The sequence below is a fragment of the Rhodococcus sp. DK176 genome (assembly GCF_038447315.2).
GTDB lineage: Bacteria > Actinomycetota > Actinomycetes > Mycobacteriales > Mycobacteriaceae > Rhodococcus_F > Rhodococcus_F jostii_A.
In genome coordinates this window covers 1,049,332-1,073,669 of the sequence record NZ_CP118321.2, presented here as the reverse complement: position 1 = coordinate 1,073,669, position 24,338 = coordinate 1,049,332, and the positions used below count along the sequence as shown (strand labels likewise).

The 24,338-nt window shown below is 67.3% G+C and carries 22 protein-coding genes; 11 read left to right on the top strand and 11 right to left on the bottom strand.

Annotation, left to right across the window (positions count from 1 at the left end; genetic code table 11):
* Nucleotides 1-15: 15 nt before the first annotated feature.
* Entirely contained in the window at nucleotides 16-384 is a 369-nt protein-coding gene (gene trxA, locus PSR88_RS05015) for a thioredoxin (protein WP_005260388.1), read from the bottom strand.
* Between the two features lie 73 nt (nucleotides 385-457).
* The gene (locus tag PSR88_RS05010; protein ID WP_009473645.1) at nucleotides 458-1,459 is read right to left on the bottom strand and encodes a helix-turn-helix domain-containing protein; all 1,002 of its coding nucleotides are present in this window, start codon (nucleotides 1,457-1,459) and stop codon (nucleotides 458-460) included.
* A gap of 191 nt (nucleotides 1,460-1,650) precedes the next feature.
* Here PSR88_RS05010 and PSR88_RS05005 point away from each other — a divergent pair, with 191 nt between their 5' ends.
* Nucleotides 1,651-2,553, top strand: a complete 903-nt coding sequence (locus PSR88_RS05005; protein WP_009473644.1) for a DMT family transporter — start codon at nucleotides 1,651-1,653, stop codon at nucleotides 2,551-2,553.
* On the opposite strand, the gene PSR88_RS05000 is transcribed toward PSR88_RS05005, so the two are convergent.
* Complete coding sequence (locus PSR88_RS05000) at nucleotides 2,554-3,075, bottom strand: 2'-5' RNA ligase family protein (RefSeq protein WP_005571116.1); 522 nt, start codon at nucleotides 3,073-3,075, stop codon at nucleotides 2,554-2,556.
* Nucleotides 3,076-3,094: 19 nt separating this feature from the next.
* Between PSR88_RS05000 and PSR88_RS04995 the strand changes: the two genes are divergently transcribed.
* The 4 genes from PSR88_RS04995 (at nucleotide 3,095) to PSR88_RS04980 (ending at nucleotide 7,032) form a co-directional block, all read left to right on the top strand.
* A complete protein-coding gene (locus PSR88_RS04995) occupies nucleotides 3,095-4,192 on the top strand; it encodes an isocitrate/isopropylmalate dehydrogenase family protein (RefSeq protein ID WP_016880089.1) in 1,098 nt (365 codons plus the stop codon).
* A 148-nt stretch (nucleotides 4,193-4,340) separates the two neighbouring features.
* Nucleotides 4,341-5,270, top strand: coding sequence for an ABC transporter substrate-binding protein (locus tag PSR88_RS04990; protein WP_050787246.1), 930 nt, complete (start codon nucleotides 4,341-4,343; stop codon nucleotides 5,268-5,270).
* 20 nt (nucleotides 5,271-5,290) lie between these two features.
* Nucleotides 5,291-6,274, top strand: coding sequence for an amino acid ABC transporter permease (locus PSR88_RS04985; protein ID WP_005571114.1), 984 nt, complete (start codon nucleotides 5,291-5,293; stop codon nucleotides 6,272-6,274).
* Nucleotides 6,271-7,032, top strand: a complete 762-nt coding sequence (locus PSR88_RS04980) for an amino acid ABC transporter ATP-binding protein (RefSeq protein ID WP_009473642.1) — start codon at nucleotides 6,271-6,273, stop codon at nucleotides 7,030-7,032. The genes PSR88_RS04985 and PSR88_RS04980 overlap by 4 nt, the downstream gene beginning before the upstream one ends.
* 38 nt (nucleotides 7,033-7,070) lie before the next feature.
* On the opposite strand, the gene PSR88_RS04975 is transcribed toward PSR88_RS04980, so the two are convergent.
* Complete coding sequence (locus tag PSR88_RS04975) at nucleotides 7,071-7,964, bottom strand: class I SAM-dependent methyltransferase (RefSeq protein ID WP_009473641.1); 894 nt, start codon at nucleotides 7,962-7,964, stop codon at nucleotides 7,071-7,073.
* A gap of 249 nt (nucleotides 7,965-8,213) precedes the next feature.
* Between PSR88_RS04975 and rpsA the strand changes: the two genes are divergently transcribed.
* Nucleotides 8,214-9,698: a 30S ribosomal protein S1 gene (rpsA, locus tag PSR88_RS04970; RefSeq protein ID WP_011594160.1), complete on the top strand. Its 1,485-nt coding sequence runs from the start codon at nucleotides 8,214-8,216 to the stop codon at nucleotides 9,696-9,698.
* 147 nt (nucleotides 9,699-9,845) lie between these two features.
* On the opposite strand, the gene PSR88_RS04965 is transcribed toward rpsA, so the two are convergent.
* Nucleotides 9,846-10,064, bottom strand: coding sequence for a hypothetical protein (locus PSR88_RS04965; protein ID WP_016880090.1), 219 nt, complete (start codon nucleotides 10,062-10,064; stop codon nucleotides 9,846-9,848).
* Between the two features lie 170 nt (nucleotides 10,065-10,234).
* Here PSR88_RS04965 and coaE point away from each other — a divergent pair, with 170 nt between their 5' ends.
* Entirely contained in the window at nucleotides 10,235-11,449 is a 1,215-nt protein-coding gene (coaE, locus tag PSR88_RS04960) for a dephospho-CoA kinase (protein ID WP_016880091.1), read from the top strand.
* Between the two features lies 1 nt (nucleotide 11,450).
* Here coaE and PSR88_RS04955 read toward each other — a convergent pair whose 3' ends face one another.
* The gene (locus PSR88_RS04955; RefSeq protein ID WP_009473637.1) at nucleotides 11,451-11,969 is read right to left on the bottom strand and encodes a DUF402 domain-containing protein; all 519 of its coding nucleotides are present in this window, start codon (nucleotides 11,967-11,969) and stop codon (nucleotides 11,451-11,453) included.
* A gap of 77 nt (nucleotides 11,970-12,046) precedes the next feature.
* On the opposite strand from PSR88_RS04955, the gene uvrB reads away from it, so the two are divergent.
* From uvrB to PSR88_RS04940, 3 genes are all read left to right on the top strand, one after another.
* Complete coding sequence (uvrB, locus tag PSR88_RS04950) at nucleotides 12,047-14,209, top strand: excinuclease ABC subunit UvrB (RefSeq protein WP_029537398.1); 2,163 nt, start codon at nucleotides 12,047-12,049, stop codon at nucleotides 14,207-14,209.
* Between the two features lie 30 nt (nucleotides 14,210-14,239).
* Nucleotides 14,240-15,112: an SCO6745 family protein gene (locus PSR88_RS04945; protein WP_016880092.1), complete on the top strand. Its 873-nt coding sequence runs from the start codon at nucleotides 14,240-14,242 to the stop codon at nucleotides 15,110-15,112.
* A gap of 188 nt (nucleotides 15,113-15,300) precedes the next feature.
* Complete coding sequence (locus PSR88_RS04940; RefSeq protein WP_005247414.1) at nucleotides 15,301-15,753, top strand: universal stress protein; 453 nt, start codon at nucleotides 15,301-15,303, stop codon at nucleotides 15,751-15,753.
* 13 nt (nucleotides 15,754-15,766) lie between these two features.
* Here PSR88_RS04940 and PSR88_RS04935 read toward each other — a convergent pair whose 3' ends face one another.
* From PSR88_RS04935 to PSR88_RS04920, 4 genes are all read right to left on the bottom strand, one after another.
* Nucleotides 15,767-16,153, bottom strand: a complete 387-nt coding sequence (locus PSR88_RS04935; protein ID WP_009473634.1) for a DUF732 domain-containing protein — start codon at nucleotides 16,151-16,153, stop codon at nucleotides 15,767-15,769.
* Complete coding sequence (locus PSR88_RS04930; RefSeq protein ID WP_011594156.1) at nucleotides 16,150-18,432, bottom strand: HelD family protein; 2,283 nt, start codon at nucleotides 18,430-18,432, stop codon at nucleotides 16,150-16,152. Before PSR88_RS04930 ends, PSR88_RS04935 begins: the two co-directional genes overlap by 4 nt.
* 159 nt (nucleotides 18,433-18,591) lie before the next feature.
* Nucleotides 18,592-19,521 carry a DoxX family protein gene (locus PSR88_RS04925; protein WP_016880093.1) on the bottom strand — a complete coding sequence of 310 codons (930 nt, stop codon included), beginning with the start codon at nucleotides 19,519-19,521 and terminating at the stop codon, nucleotides 18,592-18,594.
* Nucleotides 19,522-19,688: 167 nt separating this feature from the next.
* Nucleotides 19,689-20,378 carry an MBL fold metallo-hydrolase gene (locus tag PSR88_RS04920; protein ID WP_029537401.1) on the bottom strand — a complete coding sequence of 230 codons (690 nt, stop codon included), beginning with the start codon at nucleotides 20,376-20,378 and terminating at the stop codon, nucleotides 19,689-19,691.
* A 151-nt stretch (nucleotides 20,379-20,529) separates the two neighbouring features.
* Between PSR88_RS04920 and uvrA the strand changes: the two genes are divergently transcribed.
* On the top strand, nucleotides 20,530-23,526 hold the full coding sequence (gene uvrA / locus PSR88_RS04915) for an excinuclease ABC subunit UvrA (RefSeq protein ID WP_029537405.1): 2,997 nt from the start codon (nucleotides 20,530-20,532) through the stop codon (nucleotides 23,524-23,526).
* 6 nt (nucleotides 23,527-23,532) lie between these two features.
* Here uvrA and PSR88_RS04910 read toward each other — a convergent pair whose 3' ends face one another.
* Nucleotides 23,533-24,279 (bottom strand): alpha/beta fold hydrolase, encoded by a 747-nt coding sequence (locus PSR88_RS04910; RefSeq protein WP_029537407.1) that lies wholly within the window; start codon nucleotides 24,277-24,279, stop codon nucleotides 23,533-23,535.
* Nucleotides 24,280-24,338 lie beyond the last annotated feature (59 nt).

The window sequence follows — 24,338 nt, the reverse complement described above, 5'->3', positions numbered from 1 at the left end:
CGGCGGTCCTCCGCCCTATTCGGCCGGCGCCTGCTCGGCGATCTGCTTGCGCACCTCGTCCATGTCGAGAGCCTTGACCTGCGTGAGAAGATCCTCGAGCGCCGCGGGCGGCAGCGCACCCGGCTGGCTGAACACCAGCACACCCTCGCGGAACGCCATGATGGTCGGGATCGACCGGATGTTCGCGGCAGCGGCGATGCCCTGTTCCGCTTCGGTGTCGACCTTGGCGTGCACGACGTCGGGGTGCTGCTCCGACGAGGCCTCGAAGGTGGGGGCGAAGGAGCGGCACGGACCGCACCACGATGCCCAGAAGTCGACCAGAACGACGTCGTTGCCGGTCACGGTCTCGTCGAAGTTCTGCTGAGTCAGAGTCTTGGTTGCCACAAGGGTCCTTTCGTTCGGTGACTGCTTTGCGTGTGCAACGCCGCGCCGCTGTCGATTCTTCCCTGCGGCTTCCTCAGCCGGTGCGCTCCGTGTCCCGGAACGTGCGGCGGTACGCCTGCGGGGTGGTGTGCCGCAGCCGCAGAAAATGCTGCCGCAGCACGGCGCCGCCGCCGAAACCGACCCGTTCGGCGATCACGTCCACCGACAGGTCCGAGTTCTCCAGCAGGTGCTGCGCGGCCAGCACCCGCTGATCGCTGAGCCATCGGGCGGGGGTGGTCCCGGTCTCGGCCTGGAACCGCCGCGCGAACGTGCGGGGCGACATGTTGGCCTTGGCCGCGACCGCGGTCACGGACAGGTCGAGGGCGAGGTGCTCGGTCATCCAGTCGAGCAGCGGGCCGAGGGTGTCGATCGTCGTCGACGGCAGCGGCATCGCCACGTACTGCGCCTGACCGCCGTCCCGGTGCGGCGGGACGACCATGCGCCGTGCGATTCCGTTGGCCACCCGGCTGCCCTGTTCCTTGCGCACGATGTGCAGGCACAGGTCGATACCCGCGGCGGTGCCCGCGCTGGTCAGGACGGGATCGTCGTCGACGTACAGGACGTTCGGGTCGACCGTCGCAGCCGGGTGGAGGTCGGCGAGCCGCTGGGCGTGCCGCCAGTGGGTGGTGCACTTGCGTCCGTCCAGCAGTCCGGCCGCGCCGAGCACGAAGGCGCCGCTGCAGAGGCTGGCGACCTTGGCGCCCCGGTCCACCGCGGCCCGGAGTTTGTCGAGAAGCGGGTCCATGCACGGGTCGGGGTCCTTCGCGCAGACGAAGGTGCCGTCCGCCTCGGCGTAGGTTCCCCCCGCGGGAACCACGATGAGGTCGGCGTCGTCGAGCCGGTCGAGGTCGTACGGGACGTCGATGCCGTAACCGAATCGGGTGCGGATGGGTTCCCGTGAGCCGGCGACGAGGGAGAAGTCGTAGGTGGGGAGTCCGTCGTCGGATCGGTCGAAACCGAACACCTCGCAGGCGACTCCGAGCTCGAACGCTTCGGTGAGCGGCATGAGCGGGACGACGACCTTTTTCAGCACCATCCCAGTATGGCAGAAATACGCTCAACAATGTCGTTTCTGCCACTTTCTCTCGGACGCCGGTGCTACGAGGCTGAAGACATGACAATCCTGGTCGTGGTACTCCTCGTGTTCCTGGCGCTCGACGCGCTGGCGCTCGCCGGCCGCACGCCCGACACGCACAACGAAGTCATCCAGCACGGGGACTTCCGGTTTTGAGGGGGAATCTGGCGGTCCAGTACGCGGGCACGGCGCTCGCCTGGGGCGCGAGTTTCCTCTTCATCAAGGTCGGGCTCGAGGGCCTGTCCTTCACACAGGTCGTGCTGTGGCGACTCTTGTTCGGGGCGGTGACCCTCGGTGCCGTCCTCGGACTCACCCGGACGCGGTTGCCGCGCGAAGCGGCGACATGGGCGCACCTGTCGGTATTGGCGGTCGCCCAGTGTGTGGTGCCGTGGTTGCTGTTCAGCTGGGCCGAGCAGAGCATCAGTTCGGGCCTGGCCAGCATCTACAACGCGACCACACCGCTCATGACGATGTCGGTGGCGCTGGCGTTCCTGCCAGGGGAGAAGCTCACGGACGCAAAGCTGTTCGGCCTCCTGCTCGGATTCACCGGGGTGGTCGTGGTGCTGGCGCCATGGCAGGCGGGGATCATCGGCAGCGTCCCCGCCCAGCTCGCGTGCCTCGGTGCCACCGCGTCGTACGGCGTGGCACTGGTCTACCTGAGGCGGTTCATCCTCCCGCGGGGCGTCGGAACACCCACCATCGCGTTCATGCAGGTGTCGATCGCCGCGGCCGCCATGCTCCTCGCCGCCCCGTGGGTCGCGAGCACGCCGATGCACCTGACCCCCGCGATCGTCGCCTCGATGATCGGGCTCGGGGCGTTCGGCACCGGGCTGGCGTTCGTGTGGAACACGAACGTGGTGCGCAGCTGGGGGCCCACCGCGGCCTCCACCGTCACCTACCTGACGCCGGTGGTCGGGGTCGTGCTCGGTGCGGTCGCACTCGACGAGCAGATCTCCTGGAACCAGCCCGTCGGGGCACTCGCGGTGATCGCGGGAATCGTCGTCACCCAACGGTCTTCGCGCAAGGCCGCCGAGACGGTCACGGCACCACGGTGATCACGGTGGTGCCGTGACCACCCACTCGCGTTTGGCGTCCCCGTCCCACCGGCGCACCACCGACGCCCGGCCGATGATGTCGCCGCCGTCGAGCAGCCGCGCGGCCTCCGCGATCTGATCGGCGGGCAGTCGCCGCGCGAGAGTCACGTGCGGCGTCCACTCGCCCGGGCGGATGTGCGGCGTGATCTCCGTGGCGTGCGCCGCGAGATCGAACACGCTGCGGTGCAGGGACAGCAGGGCCTTCGACGGCACCACCAACCGGGACAGCGTGACGTGCCTGCCGCCGAACATCACGAGCCCGCCCAGCCGGATGTGGAACGAGGGCGTCGCGATCCGGCGGCCCAGCAGTTCGTCGATCTCGGGTGGGATGTGGCGTGCCACGAACAAGGTGATGTGGGGCCGATTCGATTCGGCGCGAACGCGAGTGCGGCTGGGCATCCCCGCATCCCACAGGCGTTGCCACTCCGCGCGCACGGCAACGTCGGTCGCTTCGTCGAACAGCAGTTCCACCGACTGGACCATGGTAGGCAATGATGGCCTCATGAGCGGTGCTACGGCAAACATTTCCGATACCCGGATCGGGGTGCTCCTCGGCGACGGCATCGGTCACGAGATCGTCCCGGCAACCCAGCGGGTGGTCTCGGCCGCGGTGGTCGCGGCGGGAGGCGGCGCCGTCGACTGGGTGGAACTGCCCCTCGGCCTGGGCGCCATCGAGTCGCACGGAACGCCGATCCCTGACTCCACGCTCTCCGCGCTGGACGCACTCGACGCGTGGATCCTGGGTCCGCACGACAGCGTCGCCTACCCGGAACCGTTCCGCGGCCGGTTGACCCCCGGCGGGGTGGTGCGCAAGAGATTCGACCTCTTCGCGAACATCCGCCCCGCCCGATCGCTCGAGGGCGTCGCCTCGACGGTCCCGGACATGGACCTGGTGATCGTCCGGGAGAACACCGAAGGCTTGTACGCGGACCGGAACATGTTCGCCGGCAGCGGCGAGTTCATGCCGACCCCCGACGTGGCACTGGCGGTCGGCGTCGTGACGAGGAAGGCGTGTGAGCGCATCGCGCACACCGCATTCGCGCTGGCGCGCACGCGCGGCCGGCACGTCACTATCGTGCACAAGGCCAACGTCCTGTCGATGACGACCGGACTGTTCCGCGACGTCTGCCGGGAGGTGGGGCAGCGCGACTACCCGGACGTGCGGATCGACGACGAACACGTCGACGCCATGACCGCGCACCTCGTTCGCAGGGGACGCGACTTCGACGTCGTGGTGACGGAGAACATGTTCGGCGACATCCTGTCGGACCTGACGGGTGAGCTGTCCGGCTCGCTCGGCACGGCCCCGTCGATCAACAGTTCCGAGACCAAGGTGATGGCGCAGGCGGCGCACGGAGCCGCGCCCGACATCGCCGGGCACAACCGGGCCAATCCCACGGCGCTGATGCTGTCGGCCGCGATGATGCTCGAATGGCTCGGGGACCGCCGCGCGGACCGGCATCTGGGCGGCGCGGCACACCGGATCCGCGACGCGGTCCGTGCGACGATCGCGTCCGGAGTCGCCACGGCTGACCTGGGTGGACTCGCGTCGACCAGTGAATTCACCGAGACGGTCCTCGCCCGGACACTGCGTCGCTGAAACTGCCGCCACGGGCCGGGACAGGCCGTTAATGTTCGGTAACGACGCCCGCAGATGCGGGTGCCGTAACCTACCGTTCGACTATTCGGAGTTCGAGAGTTCTCCGTCGCCGTAGCTCGCTCGGTGTACCACGATTTCCTTGGAGGACATGCCAGTGTCTGGTCGATCCGTCTTCGCGCGAGGCCGAGTGGCCCGCACCATCTGTGCACTGGCGGGCGGCAGTGCTCTGCTGCTCGCCGGATGCGCCAGCAATACCGAGGGCGGCGGTACGCCTTCCGGAGAAGAGACCGTCGCCGTGGAAGTCGACAAGGTGGATGCCATCGCGGCGACACTGCCCGAGAAGATCGCCTCGTCCGGCAAGATCATCGTCGGTGTCAATATTCCCTACTCGCCCAACGAGTTCAAGGATCCGAGCGGCAAGATCGTCGGCTTCGACGTCGACCTCGTGGACGCCGTGAGCAAGGTGCTCGGCGTGACTCCCGAGTACACCGAGGCGGACTTCGACAAGATCATCCCGTCCATCCAGGCCGGCAGCTACGACATGGGTATGTCGTCGTTCACGGACACCAAGGAACGCGAGCAGTCGGTCGACTTCACCACCTACTTCAGTGCCGGAGTGCAGTGGGCGCAGCCCGCCGGTAAGTCCGTCGACCCCACCAACGCGTGCGGCCTGCGGGTCGGCGTGCAGACCACCACCATCGAGGATCTCGAGGAGGTGCCCGCCAAGAGCGCGGCGTGCGTTGCGGCCGGGAAGCCACCCATCGAGATCGTGAAGTTCGACAGCCAGGACGACGCCGCCAACGCCGTCGCACTCGGCAAGGTCGACGCGATGTCCGCCGACTCGCCCGTCACCGCGTACGCGATCAAGCAGAGCGACGGCAAGATCGAGGCCGCCGGCGAGGTCTTCGACGCCGCGCCGTACGGCTGGCCCGTCGCGAAGGGTTCGCCGCTCGCGCAGACCCTCCAGCAGGCGCTGCAGCACCTCATCGACGACGGCACCTACCGGACGATCGCGGAGAACTGGGGTGTCGAGGCGGGCGTCATCACCACGTCCCAGATCAACGGCGCCACGAGCTGAGCGGTTGACGAGTGTCTGACGTGGAGAAGGCTCCGGACCGGTCCGGCACCGAGACGGGACAGGAACCGGAACCGATCAAGGCGATCCCGCTGCGGCGTCCCGGCCGCTGGATCGCCGCGATCGTCGTCGGTCTGCTGCTGGCGCTGTTCGTCAACGGTGCGCGCACCAACGAGGCGTACCGCTGGGACGTCTACGCCCGCTATCTGTTCGATGCACGGATCTCGGCCGCGGCGTGGAACACCATCCAGCTGACGATCCTGTCGATGGCGATCGCCATCATCCTGGGTGTCGTCCTCGCCGTCATGCGGCTGTCGCCGAACCCGGTGCTGAAGGCGGCGTCGTGGGGTTACCTGTGGATCTTCCGCGGGACCCCGGTCTACGTGCAGTTGGTGTTCTGGGGACTGTTCCCGTCCATCTACAAGCAGCTGGATCTGGGCATCCCGTTCGTCCACCAGTTCGTGCACATCGACCTGCAGGGGATCAACGCGGCGTTCCTGTTCGCGGTGATCGGTCTGGGACTCAACGAGGCCGCGTACATGGCCGAGATCGTCCGGGCCGGCGTGAACTCGGTGGCCGAGGGGCAGACCGAGGCGTCGGTGGCGCTCGGCATGACGTGGTCGCAGACCATGCGCCGCACGGTCCTGCCGCAGGCCATGCGGGTGATCATCCCGCCCACGGGCAACGAGCTGATCAGCATGCTGAAGACGACATCGCTGGTCACCGCGGTGCCGTACAGCCTGGAGTTGTACGGACGTGCCAGAGACATCTCGGGTGCGAACTTCCAGCCCATCCCGCTGCTGATGGTTGCCGCCACCTGGTACCTCGCGATCACCAGCCTGCTCATGATCGGCCAGTTCTACCTGGAGCGGTACTACTCGAAGGGTGCGTCCCGCAAGCTCACCCCGCGGCAACTGCAGGCGCTCGCCGACGCGCAGGGCAAGCCGCTGGTGATAGAACCCGGGCCCGAGACCTTGCCCGACACACCCGGAGGGGAACGACGATGACGCCGATGGTCAAGGCGGACCGGGTCTGCAAGAACTTCGGGGCGCTGAAGGTACTCAAGGGTGTATCGCTGGAGATCGACCCCGGCCAGGTCCTGTGCCTGGTCGGGCCGTCGGGCTCGGGGAAGTCGACCTTCCTGCGGTGCATCAACCACCTCGAGCAGGTCAACGCCGGGCGGCTGTACGTCGACGGCGAGATCGTCGGGTACTCCGAGCGGGGCGGCAAGCTCTACGAACTCCATCCCAGGGCGGCCGCGAAGCAGCGCCGCGACATCGGGATGGTCTTCCAGCACTTCAACCTCTTCCCGCACCGGACTGCTCTCGAGAACATCATCGAGGCGCCCATCCAGGTGAAGAAGCTGAGCAAGAAGAAGGCGCTGGAGCGAGGACGCGATCTCCTCGAGCAGGTGGGCCTGAGCGAGAAGGCGGACGCGTACCCGGCGCAACTGTCGGGTGGTCAGCAGCAGCGCGTCGCGATCGCCCGCGCGCTGGCGATGGACCCCAAACTGATGCTGTTCGACGAGCCGACGTCCGCCCTCGACCCGGAGCTGGTCGGGGAGGTGCTGACCGTCATGAAGGATCTCGCGGCCGGCGGCATGACGATGGTCGTCGTCACGCACGAGATGGGCTTCGCACGCGAGGTGGCCGACCAGCTCGTGTTCATGGACGCCGGCGTCGTCGTCGAATCGGGGAACCCCCGCGAGCTGCTCGCCAATCCGCAACACGACCGCACCAAGTTGTTCTTGTCGAAGCTGCTGTAGTGGCCTCCGGCCCGTGAGTACTTCTTAACCGCGGGCGGTTAAGAAGTACTCACGGGTTTGCGGCAGCTGAAGATGGCGGTGCCGGGGAAGATCTGTCCCCGCAGCGGGCTCCACTGCCCCCATTCCCGGTCGAGCCATTCGGGCCACTCCGGCTCGATGATGTCGCGTACCTCCAGTCCCGCCGCCACGATCTCGCGCACCCGGTCGCCGATGGTCCGGTGGTGCTCGACGTAGGTGGGGACGCCGTCGCCGTCGACCTCCACGTAGGGGGTGCGGTCGAAGTAGGGGAGCGACGCGGTGAGCCCTCGTGGGCCCGGGTCGTCCGGGAAGATCCAGCGGATCGGATGGTTGACGGCGAACACCCACAAACCACCCGGGCGGAGAACCCGGGCCACCTCACTCATCACCTGCTGGGAGTCCGCCACGAACGGAACCGCCCCAAAAGCCGAACATGCGATGTCGAAGCTCGCGTCGGCGAAGGGGAGGTGCTCGGCTCCCGCATGAACGAGCGGCACGGTCGCGCCGCCCGCCCGCATGGCCTCGACCCCGCGGGTCAGCATCGACATCGACAGATCGAGCCCGACTGCCCGGGCGCCCCGGCCGGCGAGCCACCGCGCGCATGGCGCGGAACCGCAGCCCACCTCGAGGACGTCCTTGCCCGCCACGTCACCGAGAAGGTGGTAGTCGCCTTCGTGGAGTCCCTCCGGGCACCACACGAACTCACCCTCGGACGAGTCCACGCCGAGGAACTCACCGTGGGTGCGGTGGTAGTCGTCCGCATCGGCGTCCCACCAGGCACGGCTCGCGCGTTCGCTGGACTCGGAATCGACGCGGACGCGGCTCACTCCGGACGTTCCGAGCACGCTGTTGGCGGTGCCGTGACGGTCGTCTTCCGGAGAGAGAGGAGAATCGGACGGGCGAGGATCGGGCATGGGCAACAGAGTAGAGCGTGGGAACGTGCCCGGGTTTGCCCAGCTTGCCCACGGGCGCGTAGCCTATTGCACGCGAGTGTCTATGTGTGCGGCATCGGATTCGGTTCAGTTCGAGTTTGTTCGGTTCCAGTCGGGTGTCGTTCACTGCGCTTGCGGTGATCTGATGCGGCGGAATGCTCCGTCGGTTCAGGTTGCTTGTCCGACAGAACACCATCAACCGACCACAACCCGTCCGGAGCAACTCAACACATGCCCTCCACCACCGTGACCTCGCCGCAGGTAGCCGTAAACGACATCGGCTCCGCCGAGGACTTCCTCGCCGCCATCGACGCAACGATCAAGTACTTCAACGATGGCGACATCGTCGAAGGCACCATCGTCAAGGTCGATCGCGACGAGGTCCTGCTCGACATCGGTTACAAGACCGAAGGCGTCATCCCTTCCCGTGAGCTCTCCATCAAGCACGACGTCGACCCCAACGAGGTCGTCTCCGTGGGCGATGAGGTCGAAGCTCTCGTCCTCACCAAGGAGGACAAGGAAGGCCGACTGATCCTGTCGAAGAAGCGCGCTCAGTACGAGCGTGCCTGGGGCACCATCGAGGAGCTCAAGGAGAAGGACGAGGCCGTCAAGGGCACCGTCATCGAGGTCGTCAAGGGCGGCCTGATCCTCGACATCGGCCTGCGTGGCTTCCTTCCCGCTTCGCTCGTCGAGATGCGCCGTGTCCGCGATCTGCAGCCGTATGTCGGCAAGGAGATCGAGGCCAAGATCATCGAGCTCGACAAGAACCGCAACAACGTCGTCCTCTCGCGCCGTGCATGGCTTGAGCAGACGCAGTCCGAGGTTCGCAGCGAGTTCCTGCACCAGCTGCAGAAGGGCCAGGTCCGCAAGGGCATCGTGTCCTCCATCGTCAACTTCGGTGCCTTCGTGGACCTGGGCGGCGTCGACGGCCTGGTGCACGTGTCCGAGCTGTCCTGGAAGCACATCGACCACCCGTCCGAGGTTGTCGAGGTCGGCACCGAGGTCACCGTCGAGGTTCTCGACGTCGACCTGGACCGCGAGCGCGTCTCCCTGTCGCTCAAGGCGACGCAGGAAGACCCGTGGCGTCAGTTCGCCCGCACGCACGCCATCGGCCAGATCGTGCCCGGCAAGGTCACGAAGCTGGTTCCGTTCGGTGCCTTCGTGCGCGTCGAAGAGGGAATCGAAGGCCTCGTCCACATCTCCGAGCTGGCCGAGCGCCACGTGGAGGTCCCGGACCAGGTTGTCGGCGTCAACGACGATGCGCTCGTCAAGGTCATCGACATCGACCTCGAGCGTCGTCGCATCTCGCTGTCGCTGAAGCAGGCCAACGAGGACTACAACGCCGAGTTCGATCCGTCCAAGTACGGCATGGCGGACAGCTACGACGAGCAGGGCAACTACATCTTCCCCGAGGGCTTCGATCCCGAGACCAACGAATGGCTCGAGGGCTTCGACAAGCAGCGTGAAGAGTGGGAGAACCGCTACGCCGAGGCTGAGCGTCGTCACAAGATGCACACCGCTCAGATGGAGAAGACCGCTGCAGACGAGGCCGCCGAGGCTGCCACCGCTGCTGCCGGCTACTCCTCCGAGTCGGGTGCCGGCGACGCCGACGTCGCTTCGGCCGCCAGCACCTCGTCGTCCGAGTCTGCCGGCGGATCGCTGGCCAGCGACGCACAGCTCGCCGCTCTGCGCGAGAAGCTGTCGGGCAACGCCTAGCAAGTCCGCCTGACTCGTCAGGCAAAGCCGAAGACCCCGCTCCTGCATTGCAGGGGCGGGGTCTCGTCGTTGCAGGACGTCCGAACATGACTGTGGCCCAACCTCTCCGGAGGTCGGGCCACGGTGGTGTGGGGGTGAGGCCGGTGCTCAGTTCGCGGTGGCGGGAATCCAGTAACCGGACGACGGCTGTACGTCGGCGCGCCTGCGCATCGTTGCGAAGCTGTGCCTGCCCTGGCTGATGAGTGCCGTGAGCCAGGTCCGGCGGTGGTCGGCGAGCGCGGAGGCCACCTCGGGGATCTCGATGCAATGCACCCCGCCCGCAATGCCGAGGCGGTGCCGACCGAACTGGTTGCGGTGATCGCGCATGGCGTTCCTCTTCTTCGAGAAGGTGCAGGTCGGGTGCGTTCGCTAGAACATAACCGACCGTGTCGGACATCTGTGGTATTTGGGGCAGGTGAGTCTGCAGAGGGAGAAGGGGGTGGAGATCGGCGAGGGACGTGCGTACTCGGTGCGCGGGGGGTGCAACACTGGGAGGCGTGTTGAGAATCGGCCTCACTGGAGGCATAGGAGCCGGTAAGTCCACCGTGTCGAAGGTCCTCGCCGAACTCGGGGGAGTAATCGTCGACGCCGATCTGATTGCGCGGGAGGTCGTCGAACCCGGAACACCCGGCCTCGCCGCGCTCGTCGACCGGTTCGGCGAGGAGATCCTGACGGAGGACGGCGCACTCGACCGGCCCGCCCTGGCTGCCCGCGCCTTCGCCGATGACGAATCGCGGCTCGCGCTGAATGCGATCGTTCACCCGCTCGTGGGGGCGCGCACCGCCGAGACGATCGAATCGGCGCCCAAGGACGCCATCCTCGTCCAGGACATTCCGTTGCTGGTCGAGGGCGGAATGGGCGCGGCCTTCCACCTGGTCGTCGTCGTGTTCGTCGATGCCGAGGAGCGGGTGCAGCGGCTCGTCGGATCGCGGGGGATGCCCGAGGCCGATGCGCGGGCGCGGATCGCAGCCCAGGCCGACGACGATCAGCGGCGGGCGGCGGCGGACGTCTGGCTCGACAACAGCGGTGCCCCGGGCGCGCTCGAGCCGGAGATCCGGGCACTGTGGTCGGAGCGTCTCGTGCCCTTCGAGTCCAACATCCGCACGCGGACCGTCGTCCGGGTCCTGCCCGAACTCGCTCCGCCGAATTCGCAGTGGCCGGCGCAGGCCGACCGGCTGATCGCTCGCGTGAAACTGGTGTGCGGCGACCGCGCCGTCCGGGTCGACCACATCGGGTCGACGGCCGTCGAGGGATTGCCCGCCAAAGACGTCATCGACGTCCAGGTGACCGTCGCGAACCTCGAGACCGCGGACGATCTCGCCGAATCACTCGCCGACGCCGGGTTCCCCCGCATCGAGCACATCACCGCCGACGACCCGAAGCCCTCGTACCAGGGCGGAGAGACCGACCCGGCGCTGTGGGGCAAGCGAATCCACGGCGGTGCCGATCCGGGACGGCCCGTCAACATCCACCTTCGCGTCGACGGGTGGCCCGGACAGCAGTTCGCGCTCGTCTTCCGCGACTGGCTCCGCGCCGACACCGAGGCCCGGACCGAGTACCTCGCGGTCAAGGAAGGTGCGGCGGAGAAGGCGGCCGGTCACACGGACTACCGGGACGCGATCACCGCCTACGTGGACGCGAAGACCCCGTGGTTCGACCGCGCCTATCACCGGGCGTGGGAATGGGCCGAGCGGACCGGCTGGAGCGGGTAGGTCACCGCCAGTCGATCGGCATCCCGATGGAGGCCAGCCAGCGGCCGAGGTCGTGGCCGTGCGCGGCGATGCCGTCGATCGCCGTGGTGGCGGTGAGGATCGCCTGCTCGGCCGTCGCGGTGTCGAGCAGGCCGGTGGTGTGCGCCTCCATCAGCTCGTCGACGTCGAGGAGTTCGGTGTCGCGGCCGGTGCGGACGACCAGGTCCAGGTAGTGGTCCTCGGACTTCCACACGTCGTCACCCCGGGTGAAGGTGCCGATGTCGACGTAGTGGTCCTGATCGCGCTGGTGGTAGGGGTGGTAGTGGAAGATCGACGCCCGCAGGCCGAGGTCGGGGAGCAGCCACGACTCCAGGTAGTGGAATTGCGGGTGGTCGGAGGTGCGCGCCATGTACAGCCCCCACGGTTCGACGCGGTAATGATCGACGTGGCGGACGAACCCCTTGGGGTCGGTGTTGGTGTGATCTCGTAGGTCGAAGTATTCGACCTTCGGTGGGTGGATGTCGTGACTCGCGCCTGCCATGGTGGGGAACCTACCGGGTTTTTCAGCTGACGGAGATCGTCGGGGAATTTGTCGGTACCTGCGCCTACCCTGGTTGCATGGCGTTTGCATCCGAGCACCCCGTGGTGGCACATTCCGAGTTCCGTCCCATTGGGGAGATCGAGCGGTCGGAAGCGCGGTTCGAGGTCGTCAGCGACCACAAGCCGGCCGGCGATCAGCCCGCCGCGATCGCCGATCTGGAACGCCGCATCAACGCCGGCGAGAAGGACGTGGTCCTGCTCGGCGCCACCGGTACCGGTAAGTCCGCCACCACGGCGTGGCTGATCGAGAAGGTGCAGCGGCCCACCCTGGTGATGGCGCCCAACAAGACGCTCGCCGCGCAGTTGGCCAACGAGCTGCGCGACATGCTGCCCAACAACTCTGTCGAGTACTTCGTCTCGTACTACGACTACTACCAGCCCGAGGCGTACATCGCGCAGACCGACACCTACATCGAGAAGGACTCGTCGATCAACGACGACGTCGAGCGACTGCGCCACTCGGCGACGTCGAGCCTGCTGTCGCGGCGCGACGTGGTGGTGGTGGCGTCCGTGTCGTGCATCTACGGTCTCGGCACCCCGCAGTCGTACCTCGACCGCTCGGTGCAGCTCGAGGTCGGGGTGGAGGTCCCGCGCGACGCTCTGCTGCGACTGCTGGTGGACGTGCAGTACACCCGCAACGATCTGGCGTTCACCCGCGGATCCTTCCGGGTGCGCGGCGACACCGTCGAGATCATTCCCTCGTACGAGGAGTTGGCGGTCCGGATCGAGTTCTTCGGCGACGAGATCGAGGCGCTGTACTACCTGCACCCCCTCACCGGGGACGTGGTGCGGAAGGTCGACTCGGTGCGCATCTTCCCGGCAACGCACTATGTCGCGGGTCCCGAGCGGATGGAACGTGCCGTCAAGGACATCGAGGCCGAACTCGAGGAACGGCTCGCCGACCTCGAGGGCAAGGGCAAGCTGCTCGAGGCGCAGCGGCTGCGGATGCGCACCCAGTACGACCTCGAGATGATCAAGCAGGTCGGGTTCTGCTCCGGCATCGAGAACTACTCGCGTCACATCGACGGTCGCGGGCCGGGTACGGCGCCCGCCACGCTGATCGACTACTTCCCGGAGGACTTCCTCCTCGTCATCGACGAGTCCCACGTGACGGTCCCGCAGATCGGCGCGATGTACGAGGGCGACATGTCCCGCAAACGGAATCTCGTCGAGTTCGGGTTCCGGTTGCCGTCCGCCACCGACAACCGTCCGCTGACCTGGGAGGAGTTCACCCAGCGCATCGGGCAGACGGTGTACCTGTCGGCCACACCCGGCAAGTACGAGCTGGGGCAGGCAGGCGGGGAGTTCGTCGAGCAGGTCATCCGCCCCACCGGTCTCGTCGACCCCCAGGTGGTCGTCAAACCGACCAAGGGGCAGATCGACGACCTCGTGCACGAGATCCGCGAACGTGCCGACCGGGACGAGCGCGTCCTCGTCACCACGCTGACGAAGAAGATGGCGGAAGATCTCACCGACTATCTCCTCGAGCTCGGTATCCGGGTCCGGTATCTCCACTCGGACATCGACACCCTGCGACGGGTCGAGTTGCTCCGGCAACTCCGGTTGGGGGAGTACGACGTGCTGGTCGGTATCAACCTGCTGCGTGAGGGCCTCGACCTTCCCGAGGTGTCGCTGGTGGCGATCCTCGACGCCGACAAGGAGGGCTTCCTCCGAAGCTCGACCAGTCTCATCCAGACGATCGGCCGCGCGGCTCGTAACGTCTCCGGCCAGGTCCACATGTACGCCGACAAGATCACCGACTCGATGCAGCACGCGATCGAGGAGACCGAGCGGCGTCGGGAGAAGCAGATCGCCTACAACGAGAAGATGGGCGTCGATCCGCAGCCGCTGCGGAAGAAGATCGCTGACATCCTCGACCAGGTCTACGAGGAAGCCGAGGACACGGCCAGCGGAGTCGACGTCGGCGGTTCGGGCCGCAACGCCACCCGCGGGCGCCGCGCCCAGGGCGAGGCCGGGCGCTCGGTCAGCGCCGGGGTGTACGAGGGCCGCGACACGAAGTCGATGCCGAGGGCGGAGTTGGCAGATCTGGTCAAGGAATTGACCAATCAGATGATGAACGCCGCCCGTGACCTGCAGTTCGAGCTCGCCGGACGACTACGCGACGAGATCGCCGACTTGAAGAAGGAACTGCGCGGGATGGACGCCGCGGGCCTGAAATAGCGGGCGCGCCGAGGCAGTACGGTCTGAAGCATGGATGCACACAACGCAGGTCGTACCGCCCGGTCCTTGGAGCTGCTTCATTCCCTCAGCTACTTCGTTCCCGAGGTCGAGGATCGCCTGATCGAGGCGGGCCTCGAGCCGGGTCGGATGGGCTACTTCGCGGGCCGCTCCGCGCCGATGGGCGCGGTCGGTGCGGGCGTCGTCACTGCGACCTTCTTCAACTTCAGTCCGGCCGTGATCGAGTCGGTCATTCCGCGTGCGTGGGGTCTGGCCACGCCCGCGGCCGTCGTCGACGCGCGGTACCGGGCGGTCGGGGAGGCGTATGTGCGACTTCTCGGCGAATCGGTGACGAATTCGCCGGAGATGGCCGAGGCCGCCGAACTCGCGTCGATCGCGGCCCGCGGGATCCCGGGTGTCGAGGGCAGGCCGCTGTATGCGGGGTACGCGGAGGTGGCGTGGCCGGACGCACCGCACCTCGCCTTCTGGCATGCCCTCACATTGCTGCGGGAGTACCGCGGCGACGGTCACGTCGCTGCCCTGCAGACGGCGGGACTGAGCGGACTCGAATCGCTGATCACGCACACCGCGACCGGGTTCGGATTCCAGAAGAAGTTCGCGATCACGCGCCGCGCCTGGACCCAGGACCAGTGGGACTCGGCATGCGAGAGTCTCCGTGACCGGGAGATCCTGGATGCGCGGGGCGAACTCACCGCCGACGGCAAGGAATTGCGCGAACTGGTCGAGGATCTCACCGACGATCTCGCGCTGGCTCCGTGGGCCGCGCTGGGGGAGGACGGGGCGGCCCGGCTCGTCGAACTCGCAACCCCGTGGCGCGACGCGATCGTCGCGGCGGGGGTGTTCCCCGCCGGCGTGTTCGGTCCCAAGGTCGGCACGTCGCGCTGACGCTGATCACAGCCGAAGCGCCTCCGGAATGTGATCCGTCATGCACTGGGGATATCCCCTGTGGCATGTGTTGCAAATGCACCTATGCGGGCACCGATACAGCTAGGGTCAGCGCAGTGGCTGCTGGGTCCAGTCAAGACGTATGTCCGGACCCCAGCCAATTGACCACCGCAGACATGGAGGAATGAATGAGCGCCTACCGGACCGTTGTCGTCGGAACCGATGGCTCAGAGTCGTCGTTTCTGGCCGTCGAGAAGGCTGCTGCCATCGCGGGGGACGCCGGTGCCAAGCTGATCATCGCCTGCGCGTACTACCCGGCCGATCCGAAGGACGTCGGGCAGGCCGCCGACGCGCTCGGTGACGAGGCCTACCAGATCACCGGTTCGGCCCCGACGTACGAGATCCTCCGCACCGCGAAGGAGCGCGCCCACGCCGCCGGCGCCAAGGAGGTCGTGGAACGCGCCGTCGTCGGTGCGCCCGTCGAGTCGCTGCTGAACCTGGTCGACGAGGTCGAGGCCGGTCTTCTGGTGATCGGCAACCGCGGACTCAACACCCTTACCGGGCGTCTCCTCGGTTCCGTTCCGTCGGATGCCGCACGCAAGTCGACGTCCGACGTCCTCATCGTCCACACGGTGCGCTGACGCACCAGTCGGATCAGCAGTAATTCGCCTCGGCGGCATCGAGATAGACCTGCGCCACCTGTTCGGTGGTGAGGCCGATATCCGACGTCGCCGAGGCGAACTGCGCCATCGGGGTCAGATGCGCGAGGATCGTGACCTCGTCCGTCCCCTCGGACAGCTGACCACAGATCCCGTTGGCGAGAGCCATGACCGTGTCGTCGGGCAACGCCGGTATGCCGGCCCCGGTCAGCGACTCCTTGTAGCGCAGGCCACGGGCGTCGAGGTGTGATGCGGCAGTGGTGGAGGCGACAGAGGCCGTCGACGGCGGGTCGGAGACGGTGGCCTCCGAGCACGCGGTCAGCACGATCGTGGTGAGGACGAGCCCACACCCGATCAGGCGACCGCGTCCGCCCGGTGTCACGACAGGATCCCGACCTCAGCCGGACCGAGTTCGGACAGCACTGCGGGCAACGTTTTCGTGTGCACCACACCCAGTCGTTGTGTCGCGCGGGTCAGGGCGACGTAGAGGTCGTTCATCCCCCGCGGCGACTCGTCGAGAATGTCCTGTGGCTCGGCGATGAGCACCGAGTCGAACTCCAGCCCCTTGACGTCCCGCACCGTCAGGACGCTGACGGTGTCCGAATTCAAATCGGCCAGTGCGGCGACGAGGTCGTGGCCCCCGATCACCACAGTCGTGCCCGGTCCGGTTTCCCGGGACACACACGTGCGCACGGTCTCCGCCAGCTCAGGTTCGGATACCTGCAGTGCCCACGGCGCGAAACCGGATTCGCGCACCGACCGCGGCACGGTCTGTTCGGCGTCGATCTCGGCGAGAACCCGCCGTGCCGACGTCATGATCTCCGCCGGAGTGCGGTAGTTGACGGTCAGTTCCGTGAGCTTCCACCGGGTGGCCACGTATGGCTCGAGGATCCGCTGCCACGACGATGTTCCCGCCGGGTCGCCGGTCTGCGCCGTGTCGCCGACGAGTGTCATCCAGCGATTCGGTATGCGCCGCATCAGCATTCGCCAGGCCATCTCGGAGAGCTCCTGCGCCTCGTCGACGATCACGTGGCCGTAGGTCCAGGTTCGGTCGCCCGCTGCGCGCTCCGCGGTGGTCTGGTGCTGTCCGACGTCGTGGCGTTCGGCGAGCTGGCTGGCGTCGATCAGGTCGTAGGCCATCAGAATTTCCGGGTCCAGCTCGTCCTCGAGATCCTGTGGCGCCGAACCGGTCAGGATGTCCAGAGCGCCCTGGGCATCCGCGATCTGCGCTCGCCACTGGCGGCGGGCGCGCTCCCGTTCGGCGGCGTCGTCGACGCCGAGCAGTTCCGCCAACTCGTCGAGGAGTGGCGCGTCGGCGGCACTGAAGCCGCGCATGACGGGGCGTCGCAGCGACTCACGTTGCGTTTCGGTCAGATTCGGCGCGGCATCGGTCAGACGCTTCGGCGAGGCGTACAGCTCGGCGAGGACCTGCTGCGGCGACAGTTCGGGCCACAGCGCGCTGATCGCCGTCATGATCTCCGGGTCTTCACGCATCTCGTCCCGCATGTCGGCGATGTCGTCCCGGCTCAGCAGGTTTCCGCCGTCGACGACGTTGGCGCCCAGTGTGTCCGCGAGTTGCTGGGCGAGTGCCTCGATCACCGACGAGACGAAGATGGGCCGCGCCAGGTTGTGCGGGCGCCGTGACGACCTCGCCCGGCCACGTGCGCGGGTGACGACCTTGCGGTCGAGGGTGATCCGATAGGTGTCGAACGTCAGCTCGACGGGACGCGACGGCACTTCCTGCCGATCCCGGACCGCCTTCTTGAGGACGTCCAGCATGTCGAGCGAGCCCTTGATCTCGCCGGCGTCGAGAGTGTCCTCGACGGTGGCGCGGACGCCGGGGTAGAGGTCGCCGATGGTCGAGAGCAGCACACCGGTCTCGCCGAGCGACGGCAGCACCTGGCCGATGTAGTCGAGGAACGTGGCGTTGGGGCCGATGATCAGGACGCCGGCCTTCGCGAGCTGCTGCCGGTAGGTGTAGAGCAGGTAGGCGGCGCGGTGCAGAGCGACCGCGGTCTTGCCGGTTCCCGGTCCTCCCTGGACCACCAGCACACTCTTGTGCTCCGACCGGATGATGGCGTCCTGCTCGCCTTGGATCGTCTCGACGATGTCGTTCATCTGACCCGTGCGGGCCGCGTTGAGCGCCGCGAGCAACGCACTCTCACCCGCGACGCCGTCCGAACCGGTGATCGTGCCCGCGGCCTCCGCCGCCGCCAGATCCAGATACTCGTCGTTGACGGCCGTCACGCGGCGGCTCCGCGTCCGGATGTGCCGCCGACGGGAGACGCCGTCGGGGGCGGCGGGGGTGGCAAGGTAGAACGGGCGGGCAAGGGGTGCACGCCAATCGAGGAGCATCGTCTCGTAGTCGTTCTCCTCGTCGAGGATGCCGAGTCGGCCGATGTAGCGGTGCTCGCCGTCGAGATCGATGCGCCCGAAGCACAGTCCGTTCTCGGCGGCGTCGTACTTGGCGAGGTCTTCGGTGTAGAGCTGGTTGAACGACTCCCGCTCGCTGCGGGCCTGCGGGGTCCCGCCGGTTTCGAGCAGTACACGGCTCAGCCGGTTCGCCGCGTACTGGCGAAGGCCGTCCAGTCGGGTGTAGAGCATCGTCACGTACTGCTGCTCGAGCTCGCGCTCGTCGCGTGACGTGTCCTCGTCGGGCAAGAGGTCTCCTTGACTGGTTCGGCTGCAACCGGATCGGCTGCAAAAGTGCCTGGACAGTCTAGTCGGCCCCGGAGACGGCCCGCTGACATTGCAGGTCAGGGGCGATCTCCGGGGCCGATCAGATCGATTATCCGGCGCCTGCCTGCGCCGCGCCTCGGGTCAGTGGGACAGTTCGTCCCGCTTCGCTCGGGCCTTCTCGAGCGCGGCTTCCGCCTGCTTGCGGGCCCGCTTGCTCAGCACCTCGCCGCGTTCCGCGGCGGTGCCGGCCCATTCCTCGCCCTTCTCACGGGCGACCTCGGCCAACTCCGGGCCGCGTTCCTTCGCGACGTCGACGAGTTCCGCGCCGCGCTCCTTCGCCAGTTCGACGAGTTCCGCGCCGCGCTCCTTGGCGACCTCGGCCCACTCGGTGCCGTGTTCCTTCGCGACGTCCGCCCACTCGGGGCCGCGATCCGCCGCGACCTTCGCGAATTCGGCGCCACGATCTTTCGCGATCTCGAGGAGACCGGATCCGCGCTCGGCGGCCTCACCGGAGAGGATGCGTGCACGCTCCGACGCCGCGGCCAATGCCTCCCCGAGCTCGGGGCCGTGGTGGTCGTGACCTGACCCGATCGGCAGAGCTGCGGCCACGGCCTCCTGGGCGTGCCGGGCGGCGCGGCGTCCACGCCAGCCGAGGGACGGCTTGCCCTCGGTGTCGACGGCGGCGATCAGCAGCCCGCCGAGCAGGCTGACGTTCTTGAGGAACTGAGTGCGCTGAGCTGCCTTCTTCGCCGGGTCGGTCTCGTTCCAGAAGTCGTGCCCCGCAAGGGTAGTGGGCACGAGGCTGCCGGCGAGCGCGAGCGATGCGAGTCGCGGCGCCTTCCCGGTGGCGAGGAGCACTCCGCCGCCGATCTGCACGGCGGCATTGATCTTGATCAACGTCTCCGGGTCGGACGGAATCTTCTGCGTGACGGACCCGGGAAGCGCCTCGGTGGACTTGTCGATCAGTGGTGCGGCGGCCTGTGCTCTCTGCGCCGGATTTCGAAGTGCATCGATCCCTCCGCTGATGAAGACTGCGGACAGCAGTGGGCGAGCGATACGACGGACAAGCATTCCTGGCCTCCCAATCTCTAGTTCTCCCGTCTCACACTAACGAGAGTTCTGGGCAGTCGTCGGCGTACGACTGTTGCCGCACCGACGGGCTGCCCATTCACCAGTACCCAGGGAGGCCGATCGCCAATCGCGGACCGTTCGGCGCGCAATCGGCGATCGGGTGCGGTTCACCAGCCGCGCTCGCGCCACTTCCCGAGGTGGGGGCGCTCGGCGCCGAGGGTGGTGTCGTCACCGTGGCCGGGATAGACGACCGTGTCGTCGCCGTAGCGGTCGAAGACCTTGGTTTCGACGTCGGTGAGCAGTGATGCGAACTTGCCTTCGTCGGCGGTCTTGCCCACCCCGCCGGGGAAGAGGGAGTCGCCGGTGAAGAGGTGGACGCGTGTGCCGCCGGCCTCGGTGAGCGCGAGGGCGACGGAGCCGGGGGTGTGGCCTGCGAGATGGATCACGTCGAGGGTGACGTCGCCGACGGTGACCGTGTCACCGTCTTCGAGGAGACGGTCGGGCCGGACGGGCAGAGCGTCGGCGTCGAGTGGATGCGCGGCGGTCTCCACGCGGGTAGCGGCCGCGACGTCCTCGAGTGCCAGCCAGTGGTCGCCGTGCTGGTGGGTGGTGACGATCAGCTCGAGGGACGGAGCGTGTTCGGTGATCAGTTGGTTGACGCGGTCCGCCTCGTTGGCGGCGTCGATGAGGACGGATTTTCCGGTTGCGGAACAGACGACCAGGTACACGTTGTTGTCCATGGGGCCGACGGACATCTTCGTGATCGTGGCTCCCGGAACCGTCCGGCGCTGCGGCGCCGAACCGGGGGAGACGTGGCCGGTGTACGAGTCTTCTATCACCATGGGCTGCTCGGTCATGATGGGGAGGCTACCGTCGAATACAGGCAGGTGAGTGGCAGGGCGGCCATCCGTCCCACAGAACCTGTCGGTGCCCCGGCTTACCATGGCACGGCCAGAGGGCTCAGCGTTCATGCGCGCCCTCGGCTGTCGAACAATGAAGGGACTTGGAGTGGCGGATCGCCTTATCGTGCGGGGTGCCCGTGAGCACAATCTGCGAGGGGTCGATCTCGATCTGCCCCGCGACAGCCTGATCGTGTTCACCGGGCTGTCGGGCTCGGGCAAGTCGAGTCTGGCATTCGACACGATCTTCGCCGAGGGCCAGCGACGTTACGTCGAGTCGCTGTCGGCGTACGCGCGCCAATTCCTCGGCCAGATGGACAAGCCCGACGTCGACTTCATCGAAGGTCTGTCGCCGGCGGTGTCCATCGACCAGAAGTCGACCAACCGCAACCCGCGGTCGACGGTCGGCACCATCACGGAGGTATACGACTACCTCCGTCTGCTGTACGCCCGGGCGGGCACCGCCCACTGCCCGGTGTGTGGCGAGCAGATCGCGCGGCAGACGCCGCAGCAGATCGTCGACCAGGTCCTCGACATGGAGGAAGGCACCCGCTTCCAGGTGCTCGCTCCCGTCGTGCGGACCCGCAAGGGTGAATTCGTCGACCTGTTCGACCAGCTCAACATGCAGGGCTATTCGCGTGTGCGAGTCGACGGCGTGGTGCATCCGCTCTCCGATCCGCCCAAGCTCAAGAAGCAGGAGAAGCACGACATCGAGGTCGTCGTCGACCGCCTCACCGTCAAGGCCAGCTCCAAGCAGCGACTCACCGATTCCGTCGAGACCGCGCTGCGGTTGGCGGAGGGCATCGTCGTCCTCGACTTCGTCGACCGCGAAGAGAACGCCGCAGACCGGGAACGCCGATTCTCGGAGAAGCTGGCGTGTCCGAACGGCCACGCGCTCTCCATCGACGACCTCGAACCGCGGTCGTTCTCGTTCAACTCCCCGTACGGTGCCTGCCCCGAGTGCACCGGTCTCGGAATCCGTAAGGAGGTCGACCCCGACCTCGTTGTCCCCGACCCCGAGCTGTCCCTCGAGGACGGAGCCATCGCGCCGTGGTCGATGGGGCAGAGTTCCGAATACTTCGGCCGCCTGCTGTCCGGTCTCGGCGACATTCTCGGCTTCGACATGAAGACGCCGTGGAACAAGCTGCCCGCGAAGGCACGCCGCGCGATCCTCGAGGGCAGTGAGGAACAGGTCCACGTCCGGTACAAGAATCGGTACGGGCGTACTCGTTCCTACTACGCCGAGTTCGAGGGCGTCATGCCGTTCCTGCACCGCCGCCTCGAGCAGACCGAGTCGGACCAGATGAAGGAACGCTACGACGGCTACATGCGTGACACCCCCTGTCCCGCGTGTGGTGGTGCGCGGCTGCGCCCCGAGATCCTGTCGGTCACGATCGCGAGCGAAAAGTTCGGCATGAAGTCGATCGCCGAGGTCTGCGAACTCTCGATCTCCGATTGCGCCGACTTCCTGAACAGCCTCACGCTGGGCAGCCGCGAGGAGGCCATCGCCGGCCAGGTGCTCAAGGAGGTCCAGGCACGTCTCGGCTTCCTGCTCGACGTCGGCCTCGAATACCTGTCGCTCGCCCGCGCCGCCGGCACCTTGTCCGGTGGTGAGGCGCAGCGTATCCGCCTCGCCACCCAGATCGGCTCGGGCCTGGTGGGCGTCCTGTACGTGCTCGACGAGCCCTCGATCGGTCTGCATCAGCGCGACAACCGGCGTCTCATCGAGACCCTGACGCGCCTGCGCGACCTCGGGAACACGCTCATCGTGGTCGAACACGACGAAGACACCATCCGCACGTCCGACTGGGTGGTCGACATCGGACCGCTCGCAGGCGAGCACGGAGGCAAGGTCGTCCACAGCGGGCCGTACGAGGAACTGCTCGACTGCGAGGAATCCCTCACCGGCGCGTACCTGTCGGGCCGCAGTCACATCGAGATTCCGGCCATCCGCCGGCCGGTCGACCGCAAACGGCAGGTCACGGTCATCGGTGCGCGCGAACACAACCTCGGAGGCATCGACGTCAGCTTCCCGCTGGGCGTGCTCACCTCGGTCACCGGTGTGTCCGGGTCCGGTAAGTCGACGCTCGTAAACGACATCCTCGCGACCGTGATGGCGAACAAGCTCAACGGCGCCCGCCAGGTGCCGGGCAGGCACACCCGCATCAACGGGCTCGACCAGCTGGACAAGCTCGTCCAGGTCGACCAGTCGCCGATCGGCCGCACCCCGCGGTCCAACGCGGCCACCTACACCGGGGTGTTCGACAAGATCCGGACCCTGTTCGCCGCCACCACCGAGTCGAAGGTGCGCGGCTACCAGCCGGGCCGGTTCTCGTTCAACGTCAAGGGCGGCCGCTGCGAGGCCTGCTCCGGAGACGGCACGTTGAAGATCGAGATGAACTTCCTGCCCGACGTGTACGTGCCGTGCGAGGTCTGCCACGGCGCCCGGTACAACCGCGAGACGCTCGAGGTCCACTACAAGGGCAAGACCATCGCCGAGGTCCTGGACATGCCGATCGAGGAGGCCGCGGAGTTCTTCGAGCCCATCACCTCGATCCACCGCTACCTCAAGACCCTGGTCGAGGTCGGTCTCGGGTACGTGCGGCTCGGTCAGCCCGCGCCCACGCTGTCCGGTGGTGAGGCGCAGCGCGTGAAACTCGCCGCCGAACTGCAGAAACGTTCGACGGGCCGAACGGTGTACATCCTCGACGAGCCCACCACGGGTCTGCACTTCGAGGACATCCGCAAGCTGTTGGGGGTCGTCAACGGGTTGGTCGACAAGGGCAACACGGTGATCGTGATCGAGCACAACCTCGACGTGATCAAGACGTCCGACTGGGTGATCGACATGGGGCCCGAGGGCGGGTCCGGCGGCGGCACCGTCGTCGCGCAGGGCACCCCGGAGGAGGTGGCGCAGGTTCCGGAGAGTTACACGGGTCGGTTCCTCGAAAACGTCCTCGAAGCGCCGGCGCCGCCCGCCGCGGCGAAGTCGAAGGCGGCCAAGTCGTCGTCGACGCGGAAGTCTGCGTCGGCGAAGAAGACTGCCGCGGCCGCCACGGCGACGCCGCGCAAGCGCGCGCCGAAGAAGGCCGCAGCAGTCGGCTGAGTTCGGTCAGTCCCTCGCGGCCGTGTCGATCGCGGTCGCGAGGTCTGCGGGCCGCGACCACATCGGCCAGTGGCCGGTCGGCAGATCGACGTAGTCGACCTTCGCGATCTGCGCGAGTTCGGCGGCCATCGGATGGCCCGCGCCGGCCATCTGCTGGATGACCTCCGACGGGAAACTGGTGCAGATCACCGTGGTCGGCACGTCCAGACGGCCGCTGTCGCGGAGTTCGAGCCTGTCCCTCGCGGGACCGGCCGGTTCCGGCACCGCGCGGCTGCGGAACGTCTCGAGCGCGACGTCGTCGAGTCCGTCGAGACTGCTGCCCTCGGCCTCGAGTTCGGACCACGACGGGAGCGGGATCTCGGTGACCGAAGCATCGAGATCGTCACGAAGTGCGGTGCCGTTCTGCAATGGTCCCGAGTCGACGTAGACGATGTGGGCCAGTCGGTCGGGCACCCGATCGCTCGCAGCGTAGGCCACCGGTCCCGCACCGCTGTGCGCGACGAGCACAACCCGCTCCGACGACGGTGTGTTCGCGACGACGTCCGCGATGGCGGAGATGTGATCGTCCAGTCGGATGCCGGCGCGATCGCTGTCCGCGGAGTGAAGTCCGGGCAAGGTCACCGCGGTGACGTGATGTCCTCGCCGGACCAGGTCGGAAGCCACTGCCTCCCAGGCCCATGCGCCGAGCCAGAATCCGGGAGCCAGGATGATGTGAGTGCCTGTGCTGTCGTGTGATTCGCTTGTCTGGGTCATGGGACAAGAGTGAACCCGTAACGGTGACATCTGCGTGTCACCGTATGTGTCACAGTCGT

Coding starts and splice junctions, on each gene's coding strand:
- PSR88_RS05010 (WP_009473645.1), bottom strand. CDS start 1,459: ATGGTGCTGAAAAAGGTCGTCGTCCCGCTCATGCCGCTCACCGAAGCG.
- PSR88_RS05000 (WP_005571116.1), bottom strand. CDS start 3,075: ATGGTCCAGTCGGTGGAACTGCTGTTCGACGAAGCGACCGACGTTGCC.
- PSR88_RS04995 (WP_016880089.1), top strand. CDS start 3,095: ATGAGCGGTGCTACGGCAAACATTTCCGATACCCGGATCGGGGTGCTC.
- PSR88_RS04990 (WP_050787246.1), top strand. CDS start 4,341: ATGCCAGTGTCTGGTCGATCCGTCTTCGCGCGAGGCCGAGTGGCCCGC.
- PSR88_RS04980 (WP_009473642.1), top strand. CDS start 6,271: ATGACGCCGATGGTCAAGGCGGACCGGGTCTGCAAGAACTTCGGGGCG.
- PSR88_RS04975 (WP_009473641.1), bottom strand. CDS start 7,964: ATGCCCGATCCTCGCCCGTCCGATTCTCCTCTCTCTCCGGAAGACGAC.
- rpsA (WP_011594160.1), top strand. CDS start 8,214: ATGCCCTCCACCACCGTGACCTCGCCGCAGGTAGCCGTAAACGACATC.
- PSR88_RS04965 (WP_016880090.1), bottom strand. CDS start 10,064: ATGCGCGATCACCGCAACCAGTTCGGTCGGCACCGCCTCGGCATTGCG.
- PSR88_RS04955 (WP_009473637.1), bottom strand. CDS start 11,969: ATGGCAGGCGCGAGTCACGACATCCACCCACCGAAGGTCGAATACTTC.
- uvrB (WP_029537398.1), top strand. CDS start 12,047: ATGGCGTTTGCATCCGAGCACCCCGTGGTGGCACATTCCGAGTTCCGT.
- PSR88_RS04945 (WP_016880092.1), top strand. CDS start 14,240: ATGGATGCACACAACGCAGGTCGTACCGCCCGGTCCTTGGAGCTGCTT.
- PSR88_RS04940 (WP_005247414.1), top strand. CDS start 15,301: ATGAGCGCCTACCGGACCGTTGTCGTCGGAACCGATGGCTCAGAGTCG.
- PSR88_RS04925 (WP_016880093.1), bottom strand. CDS start 19,521: ATGCTTGTCCGTCGTATCGCTCGCCCACTGCTGTCCGCAGTCTTCATC.
- PSR88_RS04920 (WP_029537401.1), bottom strand. CDS start 20,378: ATGACCGAGCAGCCCATGGTGATAGAAGACTCGTACACCGGCCACGTC.
- PSR88_RS04910 (WP_029537407.1), bottom strand. CDS start 24,279: ATGACCCAGACAAGCGAATCACACGACAGCACAGGCACTCACATCATC.